This is a genomic window from Xanthomonas sp. D-99 (assembly GCF_017746145.1).
GTDB lineage: Bacteria > Pseudomonadota > Gammaproteobacteria > Xanthomonadales > Xanthomonadaceae > Xanthomonas > Xanthomonas cissicola.
In genome coordinates this window covers 1-20,083 of the sequence record NZ_JAGHWU010000076.1, presented here as the reverse complement: position 1 = coordinate 20,083, position 20,083 = coordinate 1, and the positions used below count along the sequence as shown (strand labels likewise).

General features: G+C 64.6%; 12 protein-coding genes and 1 other RNA gene. 8 read left to right on the top strand and 5 right to left on the bottom strand.

Annotated features, from left to right (window positions below; all coding sequences use genetic code 11):
• Positions 1-112: 112 nt before the first annotated feature.
• On the bottom strand, positions 113-859 hold the full coding sequence (locus J7360_RS19360; RefSeq protein WP_057658453.1) for an EAL domain-containing protein: 747 nt from the start codon (positions 857-859) through the stop codon (positions 113-115).
• Between the two features lie 126 nt (positions 860-985).
• Between J7360_RS19360 and J7360_RS19355 the strand changes: the two genes are divergently transcribed.
• From J7360_RS19355 to J7360_RS19340, 4 genes are all read left to right on the top strand, one after another.
• A non-coding RNA gene (locus J7360_RS19355) (sX9 sRNA) lies at positions 986-1,061 on the top strand.
• Positions 1,062-1,151: 90 nt separating this feature from the next.
• Positions 1,152-1,790: an HD domain-containing protein gene (locus J7360_RS19350; RefSeq protein WP_057658449.1), complete on the top strand. Its 639-nt coding sequence runs from the start codon at positions 1,152-1,154 to the stop codon at positions 1,788-1,790.
• A gap of 256 nt (positions 1,791-2,046) precedes the next feature.
• A complete protein-coding gene (locus J7360_RS19345; protein WP_057658447.1) occupies positions 2,047-4,569 on the top strand; it encodes an excinuclease ABC subunit UvrA in 2,523 nt (840 codons plus the stop codon).
• A 685-nt stretch (positions 4,570-5,254) separates the two neighbouring features.
• A complete protein-coding gene (locus J7360_RS19340) occupies positions 5,255-11,260 on the top strand; it encodes a transducer protein car (protein WP_209034542.1) in 6,006 nt (2,001 codons plus the stop codon).
• Positions 11,261-12,352: 1,092 nt separating this feature from the next.
• Here J7360_RS19340 and J7360_RS19335 read toward each other — a convergent pair.
• From J7360_RS19335 to J7360_RS19325, 3 genes are read right to left on the bottom strand one after another with little or no spacing between them, the layout of a single operon-like run.
• On the bottom strand, positions 12,353-14,650 hold the full coding sequence (locus J7360_RS19335) for a xanthine dehydrogenase family protein molybdopterin-binding subunit (RefSeq protein ID WP_057658443.1): 2,298 nt from the start codon (positions 14,648-14,650) through the stop codon (positions 12,353-12,355).
• Positions 14,647-15,735 carry a xanthine dehydrogenase family protein subunit M gene (locus J7360_RS19330; protein WP_057658441.1) on the bottom strand — a complete coding sequence of 363 codons (1,089 nt, stop codon included), beginning with the start codon at positions 15,733-15,735 and terminating at the stop codon, positions 14,647-14,649. The genes J7360_RS19335 and J7360_RS19330 overlap by 4 nt, the downstream gene beginning before the upstream one ends.
• Complete coding sequence (locus J7360_RS19325; protein ID WP_007965498.1) at positions 15,708-16,286, bottom strand: (2Fe-2S)-binding protein; 579 nt, start codon at positions 16,284-16,286, stop codon at positions 15,708-15,710. Before J7360_RS19325 ends, J7360_RS19330 begins: the two co-directional genes overlap by 28 nt.
• 276 nt (positions 16,287-16,562) lie before the next feature.
• Between J7360_RS19325 and J7360_RS19320 the strand changes: the two genes are divergently transcribed.
• From J7360_RS19320 to J7360_RS19305, 4 genes are all read left to right on the top strand, one after another.
• On the top strand, positions 16,563-17,879 hold the full coding sequence (locus J7360_RS19320) for a DUF763 domain-containing protein (RefSeq protein WP_209034538.1): 1,317 nt from the start codon (positions 16,563-16,565) through the stop codon (positions 17,877-17,879).
• The gene (locus J7360_RS19315; protein ID WP_057658439.1) at positions 17,876-18,469 is read left to right on the top strand and encodes a GIY-YIG nuclease family protein; all 594 of its coding nucleotides are present in this window, start codon (positions 17,876-17,878) and stop codon (positions 18,467-18,469) included. The genes J7360_RS19320 and J7360_RS19315 overlap by 4 nt, the downstream gene beginning before the upstream one ends.
• Positions 18,470-18,531: 62 nt before the next feature.
• Positions 18,532-18,876, top strand: a complete 345-nt coding sequence (locus tag J7360_RS19310) for a cupin domain-containing protein (protein ID WP_057658436.1) — start codon at positions 18,532-18,534, stop codon at positions 18,874-18,876.
• A gap of 162 nt (positions 18,877-19,038) precedes the next feature.
• Positions 19,039-19,554, top strand: coding sequence for a DUF6496 domain-containing protein (locus J7360_RS19305; protein WP_057658435.1), 516 nt, complete (start codon positions 19,039-19,041; stop codon positions 19,552-19,554).
• Positions 19,555-19,759: 205 nt separating this feature from the next.
• On the opposite strand, the gene J7360_RS19300 is transcribed toward J7360_RS19305, so the two are convergent.
• Positions 19,760-20,083: type II toxin-antitoxin system death-on-curing family toxin (locus tag J7360_RS19300; protein ID WP_209034535.1), on the bottom strand; the 324-nt coding region annotated here is incomplete at its 5' end.

Genomic DNA, 20,083 nt, shown 5'->3' with positions numbered 1-20,083 from the left:
ATTCAGTGCGCTTTTTTTTCCGTGAAGCCGCAGTGCGTGGTGATTGTTCGCTGATGCTCTTGCCGGAAGTGGCTCAATGCCACTTCATCGGTAAGCACGCACGCGCGCGCACTTACTCCGGCCAATGCACCTTCGGTAGTTCGCCGATCTGCGGTCTGGCGAACAGATAACCTTGCTGCAGGTGGATGCCCAGGTCGCGCAGGGTGCGGTATTGGTCGGGATGTTCGATGCCTTCGGCAATGACGGTGATGCCGAGCTCTTCGCACATGCGCGTCACGTGGCGCACGATGGCCTGGCGGCTGCGGTCGGTGTCGATACCGCGGACCAGAGCGATGTCCAGCTTGAGCAGATCCGGCTGGAACTCGGCCAGCAGGCCGAGCCCGGCGTAACCGGCGCCGAAGTCGTCGATGGCGGTCTTCATGCCGCGCGCCTGATAGGTGCGCAGGATGCCGAGCAAGTGCGCCGGGTCGGTAAGATGTTCCTGCTCGCTGACTTCAAAGATGATGGCGTTGAGCGGCCAGCCGTATTGCGCGGTGGCCGACAGCGTGGCGCGCAGGCAATGCTCGGGGTTGTAGACCGCGTTGGGCATGAAGTTGATCGACAGCAGCGCCGGCAAGGCGATCTGCGCGGCGCATTCGATGGCCTTGATGCGGCAGGCCTGGTCGAATGCATAGCGATTGCGCTCATCCACTGCGGCCAGGATGCTGCCGGCCGACTCGCCGTTGATGCCGCGCACCATAGCCTCGCCTGCGTAGATGCTGCGAGTGGACACGTCCACGATCGGCTGGAAGGCCATGGTGATTGCGGTGGGGAAGTCCTGGCCGTCGCGGCAGGCGTTGCAGACAGGAAGCGTGGTCATGGCGTTATGTCGTCGAACGGTGTAGGTGCAGCCTAGACCTATCGGCCGCGATCGCACAGCATTTAGAGCAGCTAACGAAACTCTTGTGCAGCTGCCAGGCGGGCGCAGCCGGTGCTCGGAATCGGCATGTGCCACGCGTACACTCCGGTTCCTCTGCGCGGTCCACACCCACCTGACGACCGCTCGCTACGTTTTGTTAACCGCTCTTAGCCTGAATCGCTCATGGCAGCGTCCTCACCTGTCGGCAGTCGGGCTCGGCGATACTAGACGCATCGCTCGCATCGGATGCCCCATGACCGCTCTTACCGAACGCTACGCCCTGGCCGTGGACTACGCGCGCATCGCTCACGCCGGCCAGGTGCGCAAGGGCACGCAGGTCCCCTACCTGAGTCACTTGCTGGGCGTCTCGACGCTGGTGCTGGAATGCGGCGGCGATGAGGAGCAAGCCATCGCCGGGCTGCTGCATGATGTGGTGGAAGACTGCGGTGGCGGGCATGAGGCCTCGATCCGTGCGCAGTTCGGCGATGCGGTGGCCGATATCGTGATGGCTTGCACCGATGCCACTGCCGAAGACAAGGCCGAGGTGGACAACAGCGAGCGCGCACGCAAACGCGATTGGCGCGAGCGCAAGCAGGCCTATCTTGCGCACCTGCGCAAGACGCCCGAGCGCGCGCTGCTGGTGTCCGGCTGCGACAAGCTCTATAACGCTCGCAGCATCGTGCAGGACCTGGAAAATCCTGCCGTCGGTCAGGACATCTTCAATGTGTTCACTGCCGGGCGCGAAGGCACCCTGTGGTATTACGCCGCGCTGGAAGAGATCTTCCGTACGCGCAATGCTGCCACTGCGCGCCTGTTCAGTGGCATGGTGATGCGCATGCATGCCCTGGCCGCCACCGGCGAGCAAGTGACGCCTTCGCATGCGCTGGGCTAGGCGCCGCTGAGGGATGGCCGTACGCCCGGCAGGCGGGCGCTGGCTGCGCGCGGCAGCGGTCGGTACCACGCGAAGATGTGGTTGCTGCGCATTGTTCGCCCCCTCTGACGAATGCCTCTCACGCGTGGTCGCCACGCCATGGCATCTGCAGCGCCTGGCACCTCAGGTGTTGCCTGCGCTCGATCACCATCGCTGACACCGGCTGCATGTCGCGCGCGCTAGGCTGGCGTCTTGTCGAACTCTGGTTTCGGTAGTCATGTCAAACGCGACGTCTTCCACTGGCCTGGTGCGCGTACGCGGCGCGCGCGAGCACAACCTCAAGAACGTGGATGTGGATGTCCCCCGCGATGCACTGGTGGTGTTCACCGGCGTTTCCGGATCGGGCAAGTCGTCGTTGGCGTTCGGCACCATCTTTGCAGAGGCGCAGCGGCGCTATCTGGATTCGATCTCGCCGTATGCGCGGCGCCTGATCGACCAGGTAGGCGTGCCGGACGTGGATTCCATCGATGGCCTGCCACCGGCAGTGGCCTTGCAGCAGGCGCGCGGCGCGCCCAGCGCACGCTCGTCGGTGGGCAGCGTCACCACCATCTCCAACTCGTTGCGCATGCTGTATTCGCGTGCCGGCCAGTATCCGCCGGGGCAGGAGATCATCTACGCCGACGGTTTTTCGCCGAACACGCCCGCGGGGGCATGCCCCACCTGCCACGGCCTGGGGCGCATCTATGACGCCACCGAAGCGACCATGGTGCTGGATCGCAGCCTGAGCATTCGCGACCGTGCGGTGGCCGCCTGGCCGGGCGCATGGCATGGGCAGAACCAGCGCGACATCCTCACCACGCTGGGCCATGACGTGGATGTGCCATGGCACACGCTGCCGAAGAAGACCCGCGACTGGATCCTGTTTACCGACGAACAGCCGGTGGTGCCGGTATACGCCGGTTACAACTTGGCCGAGGTCAAACGCGCCCTCAAGCGCAAGGAAGAGCCCAGCTACATGGGCACCTTCACCAGTGCGCGGCGTTATGTGCTGCACACCTTCGCCACCACGCAGAGCGCGCAGATGAAAAAGCGCGTGGCGCAGTATTTGCTCAGCACACAATGCCCGCAGTGCGATGGCAAGCGCCTGCGCCGCGAGGCCTTGTCGGTCACCTTTGCCGGGCTGGATATCGGAGAGTTGTCGCGGCGCCCCCTGGACGAGGTGGCCGAGCTGCTGCGCCCCGCCGCCGAAGCGGCGCCATCCAACGGCACGCGCAAGAGTGCGCGCCAACATCCGGAACAAGTGATCGCCGCGCAACGCATCGCTGCGGATCTGCGCGCGCGTGTCGCCGTCGTACAGGCACTGGGTCTGGGCTACCTCAGCCTGGAGCGCAGCACGCCCACCTTGTCGCCGGGCGAGTTGCAACGGCTGCGGCTGGCCACGCAGATCCGCTCGCAGTTGTTCGGCGTGGTGTACGTGATGGACGAACCATCGGCCGGCTTGCACCCGGCCGATGCGCAGGCGCTGCTGGGTGCGTTGGATCAACTCAAGGCGGCGGGCAATTCGGTCTTCGTGGTCGAACACGAAGTGGACGTGATCCGCCATGCGGACTGGATCGTGGATGTCGGCCCGACGGCCGGCGTACAGGGCGGGCAGGTGCTCTACAGCGGGCCGCCCGCAGGCTTGGAGCAGGTGCAGGCCTCGTCCACACGGCGCTATCTGTTCGGCGCACCGCCGCAGGTGCATCGCCATGCGCGCGTGGCAAGCGCTTGGCTGCAGCTGCGCGGCATCACCCGCAACAACGTCCGTGCGCTGGATGTGGACCTGCCGTTGGGTGTCTTCACCACCGTGACCGGTGTGTCCGGCTCGGGCAAATCGTCGTTGGTGAGCCAGGCGCTGGTGGAACTGCTGGCCGCCCATCTGGGGCAGGCGCAGGCAGAGGACGAAGACGCCTTGGATCCGCTGGAGCGCGGCACGCAGGTGCCGTTGGGCGGTGCGATTGTCGCCGGGTTGGATCAGGTGCGCCGGCTGGTGCGCGTGGATCAAAAGCCCATCGGCCGCACCCCGCGCTCCAATCTGGCCACCTACACCGGCCTGTTCGACCCGGTGCGCAAGCTGTTTGCGGCCACGTCGGCCGCACGCCGGCGCCGTTATGACCCGGGGCAATTCTCCTTCAACGTCGCCAAGGGCCGCTGTGCCACCTGCGAGGGCGAAGGCTCGGTGTACGTGGAATTGCTGTTCATGCCCAGCGTCTACGCACCGTGCCCCACCTGCCACGGCGCACGCTATAACGCCAAGACGTTGGAGATTGCGCTACGCGGTCGCAACATCGCGCAGGTGCTGGAAATGACGGTGGATCAGGCAGCCGGTTTCTTCGCCGACGATGCCAGCGTGCTGCGCCCGTTGCAGGTGTTGCGCGAAGTGGGGCTGGGCTATCTGCGTCTTGGTCAGCCGGCCACCGAGCTATCCGGTGGCGAAGCGCAGCGCATCAAGCTGGCGACCGAGCTGCAACGCGCGCAGCGACGCGACACCGTCTACGTGCTGGACGAGCCGACCACCGGCCTGCATCCGTCCGACGTGGATACCTTGATGGGCCAACTGCAAGGGCTGGTCGACGCAGGCAACACGGTGATCGTGGTCGAACACGATATGCGCGTGGCCGCCAGCAGCGACTGGGTGCTGGAGATGGGGCCGGGCGCGGGTGACGCTGGCGGCAACGTGGTTGTCGCAGGCACGCCGGCTGCGGTAGCTCAATATGTCAAGAGCCGAACAGCTGCATTTCTTGCGCCGTTGATCGTTTAGGCGACGCACGTCGCAACTGATCGATACGGTCGGAATTTCAGTGCGCCACGTTTCGCCATCGCGCGCGGCGCTTCGCATTCGACATTCCGCGCGATGCTCAGCGCACTACTTTAGGGGGTGAGCAGCGGGACGTTGAATGCCCGACGTGTCCGCAGCGATACATTCTGACGGATGTCATTTCTTCTGGGAGGCAGGACGATATGCGCTTAATCACAGCAAGGCAACAGCGTCACGCTCGGGGCGTGAGCGTGTTCAATTGCGTGCACACCCTGAGTTTGCCAGCGCCCGCGTGAGCTCGCGTTTCTGGCGGGCTCGCCGTCTGGCCTGAACTGGCAATGCGTCGGTGCGCCAAGTGAGGGCCTGGGCGTTGCCCGCGCCCATCGAGTGTTTCCGATCAAGCCGAATGGATTGCCTACGCATGCTCCGCGCACTGTCAGGCATCCGTGGGCCTGTCTTGATCGGGAATGCACATCTGCGGTACTTCACGCCGTGTGAGGCGTCGCCCTGCAGACGTCGCGCCGAGCATCCCATTTTTTTGGATAGTTCGATGACCACATCACACTCCATCGCTTCCTCAAGTGCGTCTCGGTCGCTGCCGGCACCAGATTCGGTAGACACGTCGGTGCCGACCACAGTCTCACCGCGGCCGCCTTTCCCTGAGTCTCCGGTGCATGCGCCGGGCGCCTTGCCGGTAAGGCGACGCGCATCCAGCACCTCAACCACCGCGGTCCGCCTGCGCAGTTCCCCGTCGCAGCACGGCCGACGTGCCAGCGTGCAGCTCGACGGCGCCTCCGCGTCGGATCGCGAGGTCGCTCGCATAATTGACGCTTGTCTTGCGCGTCGGCCGGCGATCCAGAGCGAATCGGCGCTAGGCGGCGGTGGACGTCTGCTGCGCTATGTGGCCGATCCCAAGGATCCGCGGATGCCACGCAACGAGGCGTTCTTCACCACAACGCCAGGTTTACTGATCGCAGGGTTGACCGTGCATCCGGACGTCGAACGCCGCACCGGCACGGCGCCGACCGCCGACCAAATCGCCAGCCAGCTTGCCGAGCCGCCGATTGGTCTGCTGACCGGTATCTGGCAGGCGACCGATAGTCAGTGTTTCACCTGTCGTGCTAACCAGCTGCATCGCGCCGATGCGCGTGGGCGCTGGGTACCGGTTCCGCTGCCCGCCGCGTGCGGTGCAGCTGCCGATATCCGCATGCTCGGCCTGCAGGCCGATGGCGCTGTGTATCTGCAGGCGGGTGCTCACTGCTGGCGCGCCGGCAGTGAGCAGATATCCGTCAGCGTCGACGATCTACCGGACGGCGCCGTGCTTCGTTTCGATGCCGATGGCAGGCCATGCCTGCTGCATGATGGCCTGTTCCGGCGTTGCGATGAGGATATGCCCGACCGGATGGTGGAGTTGTTGCGTCCGGTGCCTGGCGGCCCAGCCTTCGAGCCGACGCCTGCGGTGCCGGTCGATGTGCTGCCGCTGCCGCATCCTGACGCCGGCACCGCGTTGATGCTCGATGACAAGGGGCGCGTGTATGAGGCGGATCTGCGCGGAACCGGGCCGATCGCTGCACGGCGCCTGACCTTGCCGGATCGGCTGGAGCGCTCACAGGGATGGGCGGTCACGTCCATCGGGCTTGCCACCGACAACGGTGTGCATCTTGTGCTGGAAGACAGAACCGGGCACCGCATCGCGTTGCAACGGCCGGCAGGACAAGCGAGATTCCAGCCGGCGTTCATGCTCGACCGTCCGCTTCTGCTGATGCGCAGCGAAGGGCTGCAGCTGCCCGCCGATGAGGCGATACAGTTGCCGGTGGTGCTGGATGGACATGCCCGGCTGGGGCATTTGGACGGGGTGCTGCACTACTCGCCCGCGCCAGACCAGCCATGGGAGCGGCTAAAGCTTGCCGATGGCGCTCCACTCACCGGCGTTGTCTCGTTGCATACCGGAGCGCGTGGCTTCGTCGACCGTCGGCCAGTGTTTGCGTTGCTGGCTTCGCCGCCGCAACTGGTCGACATCACGCTTCCCGGGCGGACCACCTGGCTGGCGGCCGATGCGGTGCCCACCACGCCTTCCGGTGGGCCGCTCATCGTGGTGCCGGATGTAGTGGAGGTGCGCTGCAAGCCAATCGCCCATTTCGACGAAGAGCTTGTCCAGGCGGCAGTGCATGCAGATCGCAGCGCGGTAGTGATGACGGCGTCGGGAACGTTGCTCAAGGTGGATGCGGAAGGCAACCGCGGCAGCATCCCCCCGCTGCAACGCCCGCTGGCAATCGCGGTCGGGTTGGACGATGTGCTGTATGCGTTAGACCACCCTCACCAAGGGCCTGTGCAGCTATACCGGCTTGCAGAACACGGGCAGTGGGATGCGGTGCAGATCACCTTGCCAAAGACGCTACCGCCACCGCGTGGGCTGCGCAGTACGCGTACCGGGCGACTCCAGGTGCAGTTGGGCGCGCGCTGGCACGCCGTGTTGCCAGCAATGACGGCTGCAGATGGCACCCTCCTGGCGGCACGCGTTGCCGCGTCTCCGTCACTCGAGGAAGTCGCCGCTGCCAGTACCCAGTCCGGTACCAATGCCCACATAAACCAGCAGCAGGCAAGTCGGATCAGTACGCCCGACCACGACGCGGCGATCAGCACGACCTTGCTGGGCACCACGTCCACCGATCCGTTAAGTTTGAGCTCGAATGTGCAGGTCCTGGTCGAGAGTGGTCGCGCTCAGGCCACCGCGCTCGCGCAAGTGATGACAGACATAGTCGGAGGTGCTGTGCGCACGCTGGCCGGATGGACCGGCGTGACACAGCCACCCACACCGCAGCAACAGCGACTTGCCGGCGTCCGCCAGGAGGCGATGCAGGCCCAGTCGCTTGCGCTGGAACTGTTCGAGAGTTTGCCTGTCCTGGCCGAGGTGCGTATTGCCGCTGCGGCGTCTGAGCGCCAACCGGTTGATGGGCTTTCGGCTGAACAGAATGCGCGCCTGGTGGCCTTGCGCGAAACGGCCTTGACCGGGCTGTTGCGCGATCTGCGCAAGATCGGATTCCGCGATGGCGCGCTGGCCGCCGATTTTTCCATGGCGGACGGGGCCTCCATCCAGCGGACAAGTTCGACTCCCAGCTATCGCGTCGCCGAAGTTTGGCGGCGGGCGCGTTCTGCGGTCACTCGCGCTGTGGTGCAGAAGGATGATGACCTGATGCCCTCATTTGACCGTTGCATCGCTGCGCTGGCCGGTGGCGCAGCGCTACATCCGCAGGCACTGAGCGACATCGAGCATGCGCTGCTTGCCGAGTTGCGTGAGGTCGTCCATCGACTCAAGACCGCCAAGGTCGCTTTGCCGGCCCAGAAGGAGCAAGCCGCCAACGCAGCCGATGCGCCCAATGCGCTGCGCAGCGCCTGCCTGCTCGCAGGCTTGGTTGAGTACGACGCGCTGCTGGGCGTTCACGACGCGCAGGCGCTGGAGGCAGCCGACGCCAGGCGGCAGCAGTCCGGGTTGCATGCGCTGGCCAAGCTGGGGCTGTCGTCCTGGCGCGAACTGGAGGCATTCGATGACGTGGTGTCGACCTTTCGGCAAGAGGTCACTACTCCCGGCAGCGCCCGCCAGCTGCAGCTGCTCAAGAGTCTTGGTCTGCCGCAGGGGAGCGCCCCAGATGAAATGGCATCGCGCATGATCGATGTGCTGCAGGACCTGTTCAATCGCAGCACCTTCTTCTCGACTCGGGTGCGCTCGGCCGAGCTGCGCGGCTCGCTGGGGTCGGTGCAATGGATGCATGTAAATCTGATCAATGTCGGTATGGGAGGGGAGGCCATCCACGCGCTGGGCGTCGAGCGCATCGGCGATTCGAAGGACGGCGACGCGGGATTGGTGGCCTTCTTCGTGCGCCACGCAAAAGCGACCGCGTCCGCAACCGCAGGGCTGAGCATCGATCTTAAACCGGGCCCGGGGACCGGCGGACATGTGTATGTGGACGCCCCGGGGCAAACAGTGTCTGCAACCTGGGGCGGCGCGGCCAATCTAGGCGTGGGGGGGACCTATCAACATGGCGTGGGCGCGGCAGTCATCCTGTCGCCGGACACCATCCCCGAATTTGCCAGACTGTTGTTCGACCGCTACGCCGGCGATACCACCTGCCTGTTACGTGCAGGTGTGAATGATGGGGCGATCGGCCTGGATCTGTTTGAAACCAACATCAACGCGTCGCTCAACGTCAACCTGGCTGTGAATCCCCTGGCAGTCAGGCATCCCTTCGGCGCGAAACAGCCCACCGCACAGGGCGCAGCCACCGGCAGTCCGCGCAGCGCGATTACGGTGTCGGTGCCGGTCGGCATGACGGCGCAGATCGGGGTGCAATGGAGCCAGATGGAATTGCATCTGGACCACGCCTGGCAAGACATCATCGGCCTGGAATTCCAGGGTCGCATCGGCATTAATGCCGAGGTCAATGCCGGCATCAATTCAGGTGGCACATTGACTTCGGTACTCGGACGCAATTTCAAACGGCTGGTCAATGCCGTCACCGGTGCCGGCACGCTGCAGCTGGCCGGTGTGCGAGTGGCGTCTAGCGACGTGCAGTTGCCAACCAACGCAATACTGGACGATACGCGCACCGGTCCGTTATTGGGCACTGCCAGCTACAAGCGCACCCTGGATACGCATGCCGCGCAGCCGGTGACGCGGCATCGATGGGACACGTTGCGCGCACGGCTCACGGCCGTTTTTCCAGAAAGCAGCGCCGAACTGGGCGCGATGGAGTATCCGTCCACGCCGGAAGAGCGCAGTGCCGTGCTGCGCAAGGCGCTCGAACGTATCCAGGGTCCCGACGCGCTGGCCATCGAAGCTGGCGCGGCACTCGGCGGAGCAGCCCTGGCGCGACAGCGGACGCTCGCCGCGCAAGCGACTGGTGCCGCGGCGGCATCGCTGTGGAAAGGCGGTACGGCGGCCGAGCGCGCGGCAGTGGTCGACATGCTGCATCAGCTGCGGCAGGAGGACGCTGCAGCCATCCAGCAGCGGGCGCGCGTGATTCCCGGCGCCCGCGTAGAGATCAACATGTTCGGACGCGAATCGCTCGACGCGGTAATCAGTCATGCCATCGGCCACTGCGCGCTGGGCGAGAAGATGCGCGACGTTGCCGAGATACGACGCAAGATTCCCGGGCTGGATGAGGCGTTGCGCAGATTCAAGGACATCCCGTATGTCAATCAGGTTCGTTTCGTGTTTGAGATGCGGCCGCAGGCGATGGTGGCGATCAACGACGCCCTAGCCGCCAGGCAGCATGCGCAGTCAGCAGCTGCACTGGGATTGCCGGTGTCCAGCGACGGGATGTCCTGGCAGGACGTTCTGGTTGCCGCGCAGCAATCGCCGGATCTGTACCGGCTTGCGGCCATCGCCGTTCACAATACCGACGAAAATCCGGTCACCAGTCGTGTCGGTCTGCCGCTGCTCAATGTGGTGTCGACGGCGGTCGCCTCGCACCAGTTGTTCGAGGCGGAGATTCAGTTCCGTTACGGGTTGTACGACCGCATCGAAGGGGCGGAAGTCCTCGAAGCCGGTGCGCGTGCGCTGCGCCGCCCCCTGGACCGTCTGCAGCAGGCCGGCGTGCAGGCGCTTGGGCAACCTCAGCGTGCGCAAGTGCCGCAACCGGGCAGGGTCTCCCCGCGGGCCGAGCGCCCAGGGTTACAGGAGGCGCGCGAGCTTGCATTTGAACGGCATCTGCAGACGGGCACGCCGCCGGAGGGTCCTCATCTACGCGCGTTGACGCGCGAATTGGCACGCCTGGAAGAACAAACGCTTGGAGTTGATGCGCAGCGCCGCAACTGCGCTGCGCTGATGGAGGCAGTGGGGCTCGCACAGGCCAAGGCAGGCGAACGCATCGACCGCTTGTTGGCCAGACTTGCGCCAACAGGCCAGGACATCACCGAAGCGGCGATCGCGCCGTGGAGCTTGCGCCAAGCGCTTGCGTCGTTGCACGCCTGCAGGGAGGTGGTGACACAGGCCGAGCATGCGCTTGACCAGGCGCACGGTCGCCTAAATCACCTGATGGCCGGGCGCAGCGCAATGGAGGAGATTGCGGTAGCTCAGCATGCGTTCGAATTACTGCGGCAGGCTGCACAAAGTGAGTCGTCACTGATTGCAGCGATCGACTACCTTCTGCGCCAGACTGCAGAGGCGTATAACGCGCAAGAGGCGCAACTGCAGGACCTGGACGACAGGTTGAACGACCTGTTGCAGCGTCTGGCGGATCTGCAGCGCGTGTCTGAGCTAGAGCGTCAGTCTATCGAACATGCCGAGCGCGATGCCGACATCCGACGCCAAGCGCTGCGGGTATTGCGCATGCATGCCACGAGCACCGATGCGTTGGCGAACGACACCGCCAGCGAGGATGAGGCAGTGCGGGTACTCGAAGAGGCGCAGACGAAACTGAGCAGGGTCCAGCAGCAATCGGCAGAGACACGCGATCGCATCGTTGCGCTGATGTCGTTAGCGCACGGCGTGCGCGCCAGGCTGGCTGAAGAATCAGATGCGTTAGGCGACATCGATGCACAGACACGTGCAGCACGGCAAACCATGACACGTGCGCACGACCTCGGTGAAAAGGCGCGGGCTGCCATGCTGGCGATGTTGGGCGCACCCTTCGGCGACGATGCCGCGCCAGCGGCCGATGCCGGCGATGACATCACCCTGGCCGATGAGCAATGAGCCTGATGCGCCGGGCACGCTTGAATGCCGTCCTGACCGCGCAGGCGTACGCGCGATGCGCGGGCGCGCTGCATGACAGGAGGGCGCGAGACCGGCGGCGGGGCGCTGCGGGTTGGAGCGTCAACCAGGCGCGTGTAGCCGAGGATGATCGCGACGTAGCGATTATATAGATAGACCGTACCGATGGCCTGCGCAGCACGCTGGTCATCACAGTGTGCATCAGCGCAGCTGTTCAAAACTGGCCGACACAACCGGTAGCGTCGGGCGGCCGTGTCACCCACATATCGAACAGCTCCCGCTCCAAGGTCGGCGGTGTGGCCGGAGTAGCTCAGCGGCTCACCGGGCGCCAGCAGCGCCAGGTCGGCACGGCGCCCGGCTGCTACCTGGGGTCTGCAGCGCTCGGATAGCGGGTGGGCGCAGGTGCAGCGCTCCGCGGCCTGCGGCAGGCCGAGGTTTGTCATTCGGTGGCGTTCTTCGCCACTGGTCGCGCAACAGACCTGATAAGTGGCCGAAACCGCGTGCGCAACACAAAGGACCTGCAGACCGAACTACGGCATCAGTTCGATACACGGGTGGTGGAAGCCGTAGCGGCGGTGGTCGATTCGGAAAACGGCACTGGTCAGCAATTGCGGCGCGCATGCGCCCGAAGCATTGGATGCGCTTTACCGGCAGCTGGAAGACACCCTGGTGCAGCTGTTGCGCCTGCATGTGTGCAGGGGCCGCGGAATGTCGGCCGACGATTCGACCAAATCCTGCGCTTGCGACCAACCGGCCTGAAAGCGTCGGCCAACAACGAGTTGGTCTTGAGGCGGCTGTTGCCTGCCAGATCACCATAGCTGTGGTCACGGTGCGCATAGGTGCTAGCGAGACATCAGGCAAGAAGAAGTCCGCGCGACGCTGATGCGGCGACTGGCATGTACTGCACCGCTCACACTCGACGCTGCACCGCTCCGATAACACGATGGGCCCAGTGCACCGAATGCATTGGGCCCATTGTCGTGACCCATGAGAGCAGCGGCAACGTGGCTGCGTTTTCGTAACCCGTCTTATCGCTGCGCCATGCATTCATACAGGCGCAACGTGCCACGCAGGTCAGTCCGCCATCACCTTGTCCGGTGTCATCGGTGTGCTGCGGATGCGCTTGCCGGTCGCGTGGAAGATGGCGTTGCAGATTGCCGCAGAAACGCCGACCAGGCCGATTTCGCCAACGCCTTTCGCCCCCAGGCTGCTGACGACACGGTCGTCTTCGTTCGCGAAGATCACGTCGATGTCGTGGATGTCGGCGTTGGCGGAGACGTGATACAGCGCCAGGTCGTGATTCATGAAGCGGCCGAAGCGATGGTCCGATTGGGTGTGCTCGTGCAGCGCCTGGCCAATGCCCCAAACCACGCCACCCACGATCTGGCTGCGTGCGGTGATCGGATTGAGGATGCGCCCGGCGGCAACGGCGCTGACCACGCGGGTGACCCGCACCGTGCCCAGTTCTTCGTCCACCCGCACCTCCACAAAAACGGCGCCGTGCGTGGCACGGGTGTATTTGCGTTGCTTGAGTACGTTCGGCAGCAGCAGGAACTTATCTTCGATCTGTTCCAGCCCTGCAGTGCGCAGCAGGTCGGTCAAGGCGATGGCGCTGCCGGCATCGGCCCGCAATGCCAGCTTGCCGTCGGCAAAGACCACATCGTCAGGCTTGGCTTTTGCGAAGCGCGATTCGGGCAGCGCCTGTGCCAGCCGTAGTAACCGGCCACGCAGCTTGCCGCACACGCCATCCACCGCCGAGCCCACCGTGGTGACGTGCGAGGAGCCGCCTTCGATCGGCGCGACCGGCAAGGTGGAGTCGCCAAGTTGAAACGTCACCCGCTCCAATGGCAGGCCCAGCGCTTCGGCAGCGATCATCGCCATCACCGTGTAGGTGCCGGTGCCGATATCGCTGGCCGCGCTGCTGACCACCAAACGGCCGTCGGCATGCAGCGCCGCATGTGCGCGCGCGAACATCTGCATCGCATCCCATTGCCCGGTGGCCATGCCCCAGCCCACCCACTCGCTGCCTTCCTTGCGCGCGCGTGGTTGCAGGGGTCGTTGCGCCCAACCGAAGCGCTCTGCCCCTTGCTCGTAACACTGGCGCAGCGCCTTGGTGGAGTAGGGCTTGTCGTCGGCCGGATTGACCTCGGCGTAATTCTTCAGGCGCAGTGCCAACGGATCGATGCCGACCTCATAGGCCAACTCGTCCATCGCCACTTCCAGCGCATGCACACCGTGCGCGGCGCCGGGTGCACGCATGTCGATCGGGCTGTATTGGTCCAGGCTCACCAGCTTGTAGCCCAGGTGCACGTTGTCGCAGGCATACAACTGCCCGCTCCAGTTGACCACCACCTCCACGTAGTCTTCGATGCGCGAGGTTTCGGCGATGGCTTCATGCCAGACCGAACGTAGGGTGCCGTCGCGGTCTGCGCCGAGCTTGAGCCGCTGCAGCGTTTCCGGGCGGTGGCCGAAGGTGAACATCTGTTGCCGTGTCAGCACCACACGGACCGATCGATCCAGCAGGATCGACGCCATCACCGCCAGCGGCAGTTGATACTGCGGGCGCAGCCCGGAGCCGAACGCGCCGCCCACGTACGGGTTGCGCACGGTCACCTTGCGCTTGCTGAGCCCAAACACGTGCGACACATACCAACGGCTGTTCTGCGACCCCTGGGTTTTGTCGTAAATGGTGAAGTGGCCGTCGGCGTCGCGGATGACGGTGGAAGCGAACAACTCCATCGGGTTGTGGTGCTCAACGCCGCTGTAGTAGTCGGCCTGTACCTGGCACTCGGCATTGTCGAATGCGCTCTGCGGATCGCCCTTGTCCTTGGGCGGCGGCGAAAAACCGGCCTTCAACGGCTTGGGCGTGTGCGCACGGTCCAGGTTGGTCATCAGGTTGGTGTCGTGTGGATCCTGCAGCAACTCCACTTCCACCAGATGCGCCGCATGGCGCGCCGCTTCGAAGGTCTCGGCAACCACCAGCGCGATGGGCTGGCCGCTGTACAAGATCTTGTTGTCGTACAACGGACGGAACGGCGAACCGGCCGGCGCCGTCATGTCCTTGTAGAACAGGTCCATGCCGCGCATATGCGGGCGGTTTTCGTGGGTGACGATCTCCAGCACGCCGGGGACTGCGCGTGCTGCATCCAGATGGAAGGCAACGATCTCACCCTTGGCAATGCTGCTGTTGACCACCACCCCATAGGCCAGATCCGGCACCGGCCATTCGGCGGCATAACGTGCCTGTCCGGTGACTTTTGCGCGTCCGTCGATGCGCGTGACGCCGGTGCCGGTGGGGCGATAACCGGTACCGCTGTCGGCAACCGGCGGGTTCAGCTCGCTGTCGGACAGGTCGGTGCTGCGTGCGTTCATGGCGATTCCTCCAGCGCACTGGTGCGCCCGCGGTTGTCGATGGTGCCCTCGCGCGCAACGCTCAATGCGCGCACGATGGCGCGGCGTGCCAGCGGCAGCTTGAAGGCGTTTTCGCCTTGCGGTTGCGCACCTTGCAGCAGCGTGTCCGCCAGGCGGCCGAAGGTGTCGGCATTGGCCGGCTGGCCGACCAGCTGTGCTTCTGCATCGGCATTGCGCCAGGGTTTGTGCGCCACGCCGCCCAGTGCCACACGCACGTCGCGGATGCTGCCGTCTTCGTCCAGATCCAACGCGGCCGCTACCGAGACCAGCGCGAACGCATACGAAAGGCGCTCGCGGATCTTGAGGTAGGCGCTGTGCGCAACGAAGCGCTGCGCATCGGGCAGATCGATATGCACGATCAATTCGTCCGGCGCCAAGGTGCTATCCAGTTCCGGGCGATCGCCAGGCAGGCGGTGGAACTGCGAGAACGCAATGTCGCGCTCTCCCCGGGCGCCCTGCACATGCACCACGGCATCCAGCGCAGCCAAGGCCACGCACATATCCGATGGATGCGTGGCGATGCAGTGCGCGCTGGCGCCGAGAATGGCGTTGTATTTGGTCAGCCCGCCAATGGCCGAACAGCCGGTGCCCGGGTCGCGTTTGTTGCAAGGGGTGGCATGGTCGTAGAAATACATGCAGCGCGTGCGCTGCAGCAGGTTGCCGCCATTGCTGGCCATGTTGCGAATCTGCGGCGAAGCGCCGGCCAGAATCGCCGCGCTCAACAAGGGGTAACGCGTTTCGACCTCCGGGTGATATGCGGTGTCGGCATTGCGCGCCAACGCACCCAGGCGCAGGCCGCCGTCGGGCTGGGCGCTGATGCTGTCCAGCGGCAGCCGATTGATGTCGACCAGGCTGCTGGGGCGCATCAGCTGCAGTTTCATCAGGTCGGTGAGATTGGTGCCGCCGGCGATGAAGCGCACCGGTGCCTGGGAGGGCACCGGCTGCGTGTCGCCGCTGCGCACTGCAATGGCGCCAAGTGCGGCATCGACGGTGTCCGGGCGTGCGTAGGTGAGCGGAATCATGCCGGCACCGTCCCGGGCGTCCACGGCGTGGCCGCGCTGTCGCTGCTGTCGCTGGGCATGCCCAGCACCTCCATCACGGCATCGGTGATCTGCGGATAGGCACCGCAACGGCAGAGATTGCCGCTCATCAGTTCACGCACCTGGTCGCGGTCGTGCGCCTTGCCTTCGTTGATCAAGCCCACGGCCGAGCACAGCTGCCCCGGAGTGCAGTAACCGCACTGAAACGCGTCGTTGGCGATGAAGGCGCGTTGCAGCGGATGCAGTGCATCGCCATCGGCCAGCCCTTCGACGGTGGTGATGTCGGCACCGTCCTGCATGACGGCCAGGGTCAGGCAACTGTTGATGCGGCGGCCATCGACCAGCACCGTGCAAGCGCCGCATTGGCCATGGTCGCAACCTTTCTTGGTGCCGGTGAGGTCGAGGCGATCGCGCAGCAGGTCGAGCAGGCTCACCCAGGCTTCGAGCTGCAAGTGATACGGCTGACCGTTGATGCGCAGGTTGACTGGGTAGGTCGGCGCACTGGTGGTGGCAGTGGCCGGCGCCGTGTCATGGGCAGTGGCGGGTGTGGCAGTCATGCGAACCCCGTGGCGATGGCTGAGGAGGAACACCACCTTGACGGCGCTGCGGTCAACGCAAAGTGACCACGGCTGCGATTGGCGGCGATACAACGCGGCGTACGCGCATTCAGGAGCGGCATCGTGGTCCTGCACGCTCGTGCCTGCATGCGGTGCGTGTGAAGTGCCATCCCATGCGCTGAATTCGTCAGCTTTCCGCGCGCGTCAGCGCGCTGGTGTCCCAGTTGTTGCGACGTGCCGCCGTTATCCTGACCGCATGAAGAAGAGGCGGCAGCAATGAGCCGGCGTGGTGGCAGTGCGGATCTTCCCTTGCATGGAGGTCGCGTCCCGCGTTGGTTGGGCGAGCGGATGACGCGGCTTGGCGCAGTGATGTGCGAGGCGATCGTGCACAGCTATGGGCGCGATGAATTGTTGCGGCGGCTTGCGCACCCGTTCTGGTTTCAGTCATTCGGTGCGGTCATGGGCATGGACTGGCATTCGTCCGGCATTACCACCAGCGTGATCGGCGCGCTCAAGCGTGGGTTGACGCCACTGGCCGGCGAACTGGGCATTCATGTCTGTGGTGGGCGCGGCCGGCATTCGCGTGCCACGCCTTCCGAATTGCTGGCGGTGGGCGATGCGGTCGGGCTGGACGGCGCCGCTTTTGCACAGGCCAGCCGCCTGGTCGCCAAGGTGGACAGCGCTGCCGTGCAGGACGGCTTCGATCTGTACCTGCATGGTTTCATCGTCAGCGACGATGGCCGATGGGTGGTGGTGCAGCAAGGCATGCACGGGCAGCGCAAGCAGGCGCGCCGGTATCACTGGCTCTCCGAAGGCCTGAGCAGTTTTGTGGATGCGCCGCATGCTGCCATCGATGGCGCGCATCAAGGCAACATCGTCAATCTCGCCGACCACCGTGCCGCTGCCTCGCGCGATGCGCAGGTGGAACTGCTGCGCAGCACAGCGCCGGACCGGCTGGCACGCCAATGGCAACGGATTGCGGGTGTGGAGGCGCCTGCGGCACGAGGTCCGCTCACCGGCGATCTGTTCGCCGGCCACGCCTGGGACCCGGCACAACACCCGCATCTGTCCATGCCCGATCATCATGACGTGCGCAGCGAAAACGTGATTACACGACGACTGCACGCAAGCTTGGCCGCCGCTGCCGAGGCGGGACCGCGCGATTTCACCGCGCTGCTGCAAGTGCCTGGTGTGGGTGCGCGCACGTTGCGCTCGCTGGCGATGGTGGCCGAGGTGATGCACGGCACGCCATGCCGTTTCAGCGACCCGGCGCGCTTTTCGCTTGCGCATGGCGGCAAGGACCGGCAACCGTTCCCGGTGCCCACACGCGTGCTCGATCACACCATTGGCGTACTCAAGCAGGCGATGCAGCAGGCCAAACTGGGCAACGACGAACGCCTGCAGGCGATTGCGCGGCTGGACGCACAGGCGCGTCGGCTCGAAGCCAGCGCACGAGGGCCGACGGTGGACGACTACATCGCGCAGGAACGTCGCGATTCGCATCGCTATGGCGGGCGCAGCGTGTTCGGCTGGGAGCCGGCGCCGGAGGATGCGTGCGCGGTGCAAACCCAAGCGCATGCAGGTCGCCGATGAGCGTGCGCGCACGTAGCAGCACGCCAGTGGCCATCGACGGACGCTGCTTCACCTATGTGTTCCCGTGCCAGTGGGAAGACCATTGCAAGATCGGTTTCTCGCGCGACCCGCTGGGGCGCATCGCTAGCCTGCATCCGCGCTGGTTCGATTTTTTCGATCTGGAGCACGGGCTGCTGGTGGAAACCGAGCGCGAGCGCGATGCGCGCGATCTTGAGCTGCAACTGCGGCGCCCGCTGCTTGCGCACAACGCACCGGCACCGATGGCGATCCGCGCAGTGGCCGGTGGGCATACAGAATGGTTTCGGGGCGTGGGCGATGCATTGCAACGTGCAGTAGCGCAACTCCAGCAGGGCGGGTATCGCGTGTTCGTGTTGCGCGAGTGGCTGCAGGCGGCGATGGCTCAGCGTATCGATCGGCTCTACTACTGGGCCGCGGTGCAGTTGAGTGCGGACGAACTGGATGGCCTGGTCGGTCCTACGCCAGCACAACGTGCGCTGCGCGATGTGCTCGATGGCTATCGCGCATTGGATTTTCCCATGCAGCAACATCTGCCCGAACACATTTGGGCTTGGTATTGCCGCAACAGCTGAGCATGTTGCCAGCACGTTGACGTGCGTCGCCTCAGCATCGCCTCAACCCTGAGGAGTGCCTTATGCAGATTGCACAACTGACATTGACCGACGCGTTCAAGGTGCTGTTTTCGGTGCGCCAGGTGCAAGCCGCCGAAATGGTGATTGCACCTGGCGAGGGCGAAGGCGGGCCAGACAATCGCCACCGAGGTGCCGATCAATGGTTGTACGTGGTGGATGGCACCGGCGAGGCGGTCGTCGAGGGGCAGACGCATGCACTGCAGGCCGGTAGCCTGATCGCCATCGAGCGCGGTGAAACGCACGAGATCCGCAATACCGGGAACACACCGCTGAAGACGGTCAATTTCTATCACCCGCCCGCCTACGATGCCCAAGGCGAACCCTTGCCAGCCGGTGAGGCGCAGTGATCGCTGGCGGTGCCGCATGTGGTCGATTGGATCGGTCACTGCGCAAGTGCATGACTTTGGAGAAGCGACAGGCGTGCTTCAACGCCAGGTGAGCAATGCGCCCACTGCGCGTTGACGCCGCGCTTGTTACATCGAGCTGCCGTTCACAATCTGGGAAGTGCCATGCCACAGACCAAGACACGCCGCGCTGCTGCCAAGGACAAGCGCGAAGGAAAATCGGCCAGCACCCAGGCCGGCGAATATGTCAAAGAAGAAATCGACCAGGTGCGCGACGGCGCGCATGGTGTGAAAAGCACCAAGCAGGCCATTGCGATCGGCTTGTCCAAGGCGCGCCGCGATGGCGTGGATGTTGCACCGCGCAGTTCCGCGTCCAAGGCCACCAAGAAAAAAGCCGCGCAGGACAAGGCAGCTGCAACCTCCAAAAAGCCGGTGTCGCCTACGCGCTCGGCCGGTGCCAAGAAAGCCCTCAAGACCGCCAGCAAGGGCACTACCGCCAAGAAGACGGTGGGGAAAAAGGCATTGTCCAAACAGACCACGAGTGCCGCAAAAAAGCGCACCGCCAGCGACCGTTCGACGGCAGCAAAGAAGGCGGCAAAGACCAAGGGCCCGGCAATACGCAAGGCCGCCGCGAAGAAAGCGGCAGCGACGCGCAAGCGTGCCGAAGCCAAGAACGCTTAGCGCGACAAGCTAAGCGTGGCGAGCAGTTTTCAGGTGCGCAGGACGGAGCGGAGTCGTTGAGGATGAGTGGTAAACGCCGTCTCGGGTATCGACCTTGCCCGCCTGTTTGCTGTGCAGCCATTTTTGAAGTTGCTTCTAGAATCCGGCAAATAGGTGTCCGCGCATCAGGCATGAGTAGCGGGTCTGATGCGGCATGTCTTTCACTTCAGCCGTAGTTCGGTGCTGACTCATGTACGCGTTGCTGGTGCCGGGATTGCAACCGTGGACGTAGCCATGCTGCGCACGCTGCTTCATCGAGCGAACCCTCTGCCAGACCGATATAAAAACCGTAGAGTTCCAGGTCACCTGCCTGCAAGGTGGCTCCATTGAGCACGATGAAGGTTTCGCAGGCCACCGCTGCTGTGCGCTTGTTGCCGTCGACAAATGGATGATTACGGGCCAGGCCATATGCCAGGCTCGCTGCTAGCGCCGCCAAGTCCGGAGGTGGGTCGCCATATGCCGATAGTTGTTTAGGGAAGGTCTGATCAAC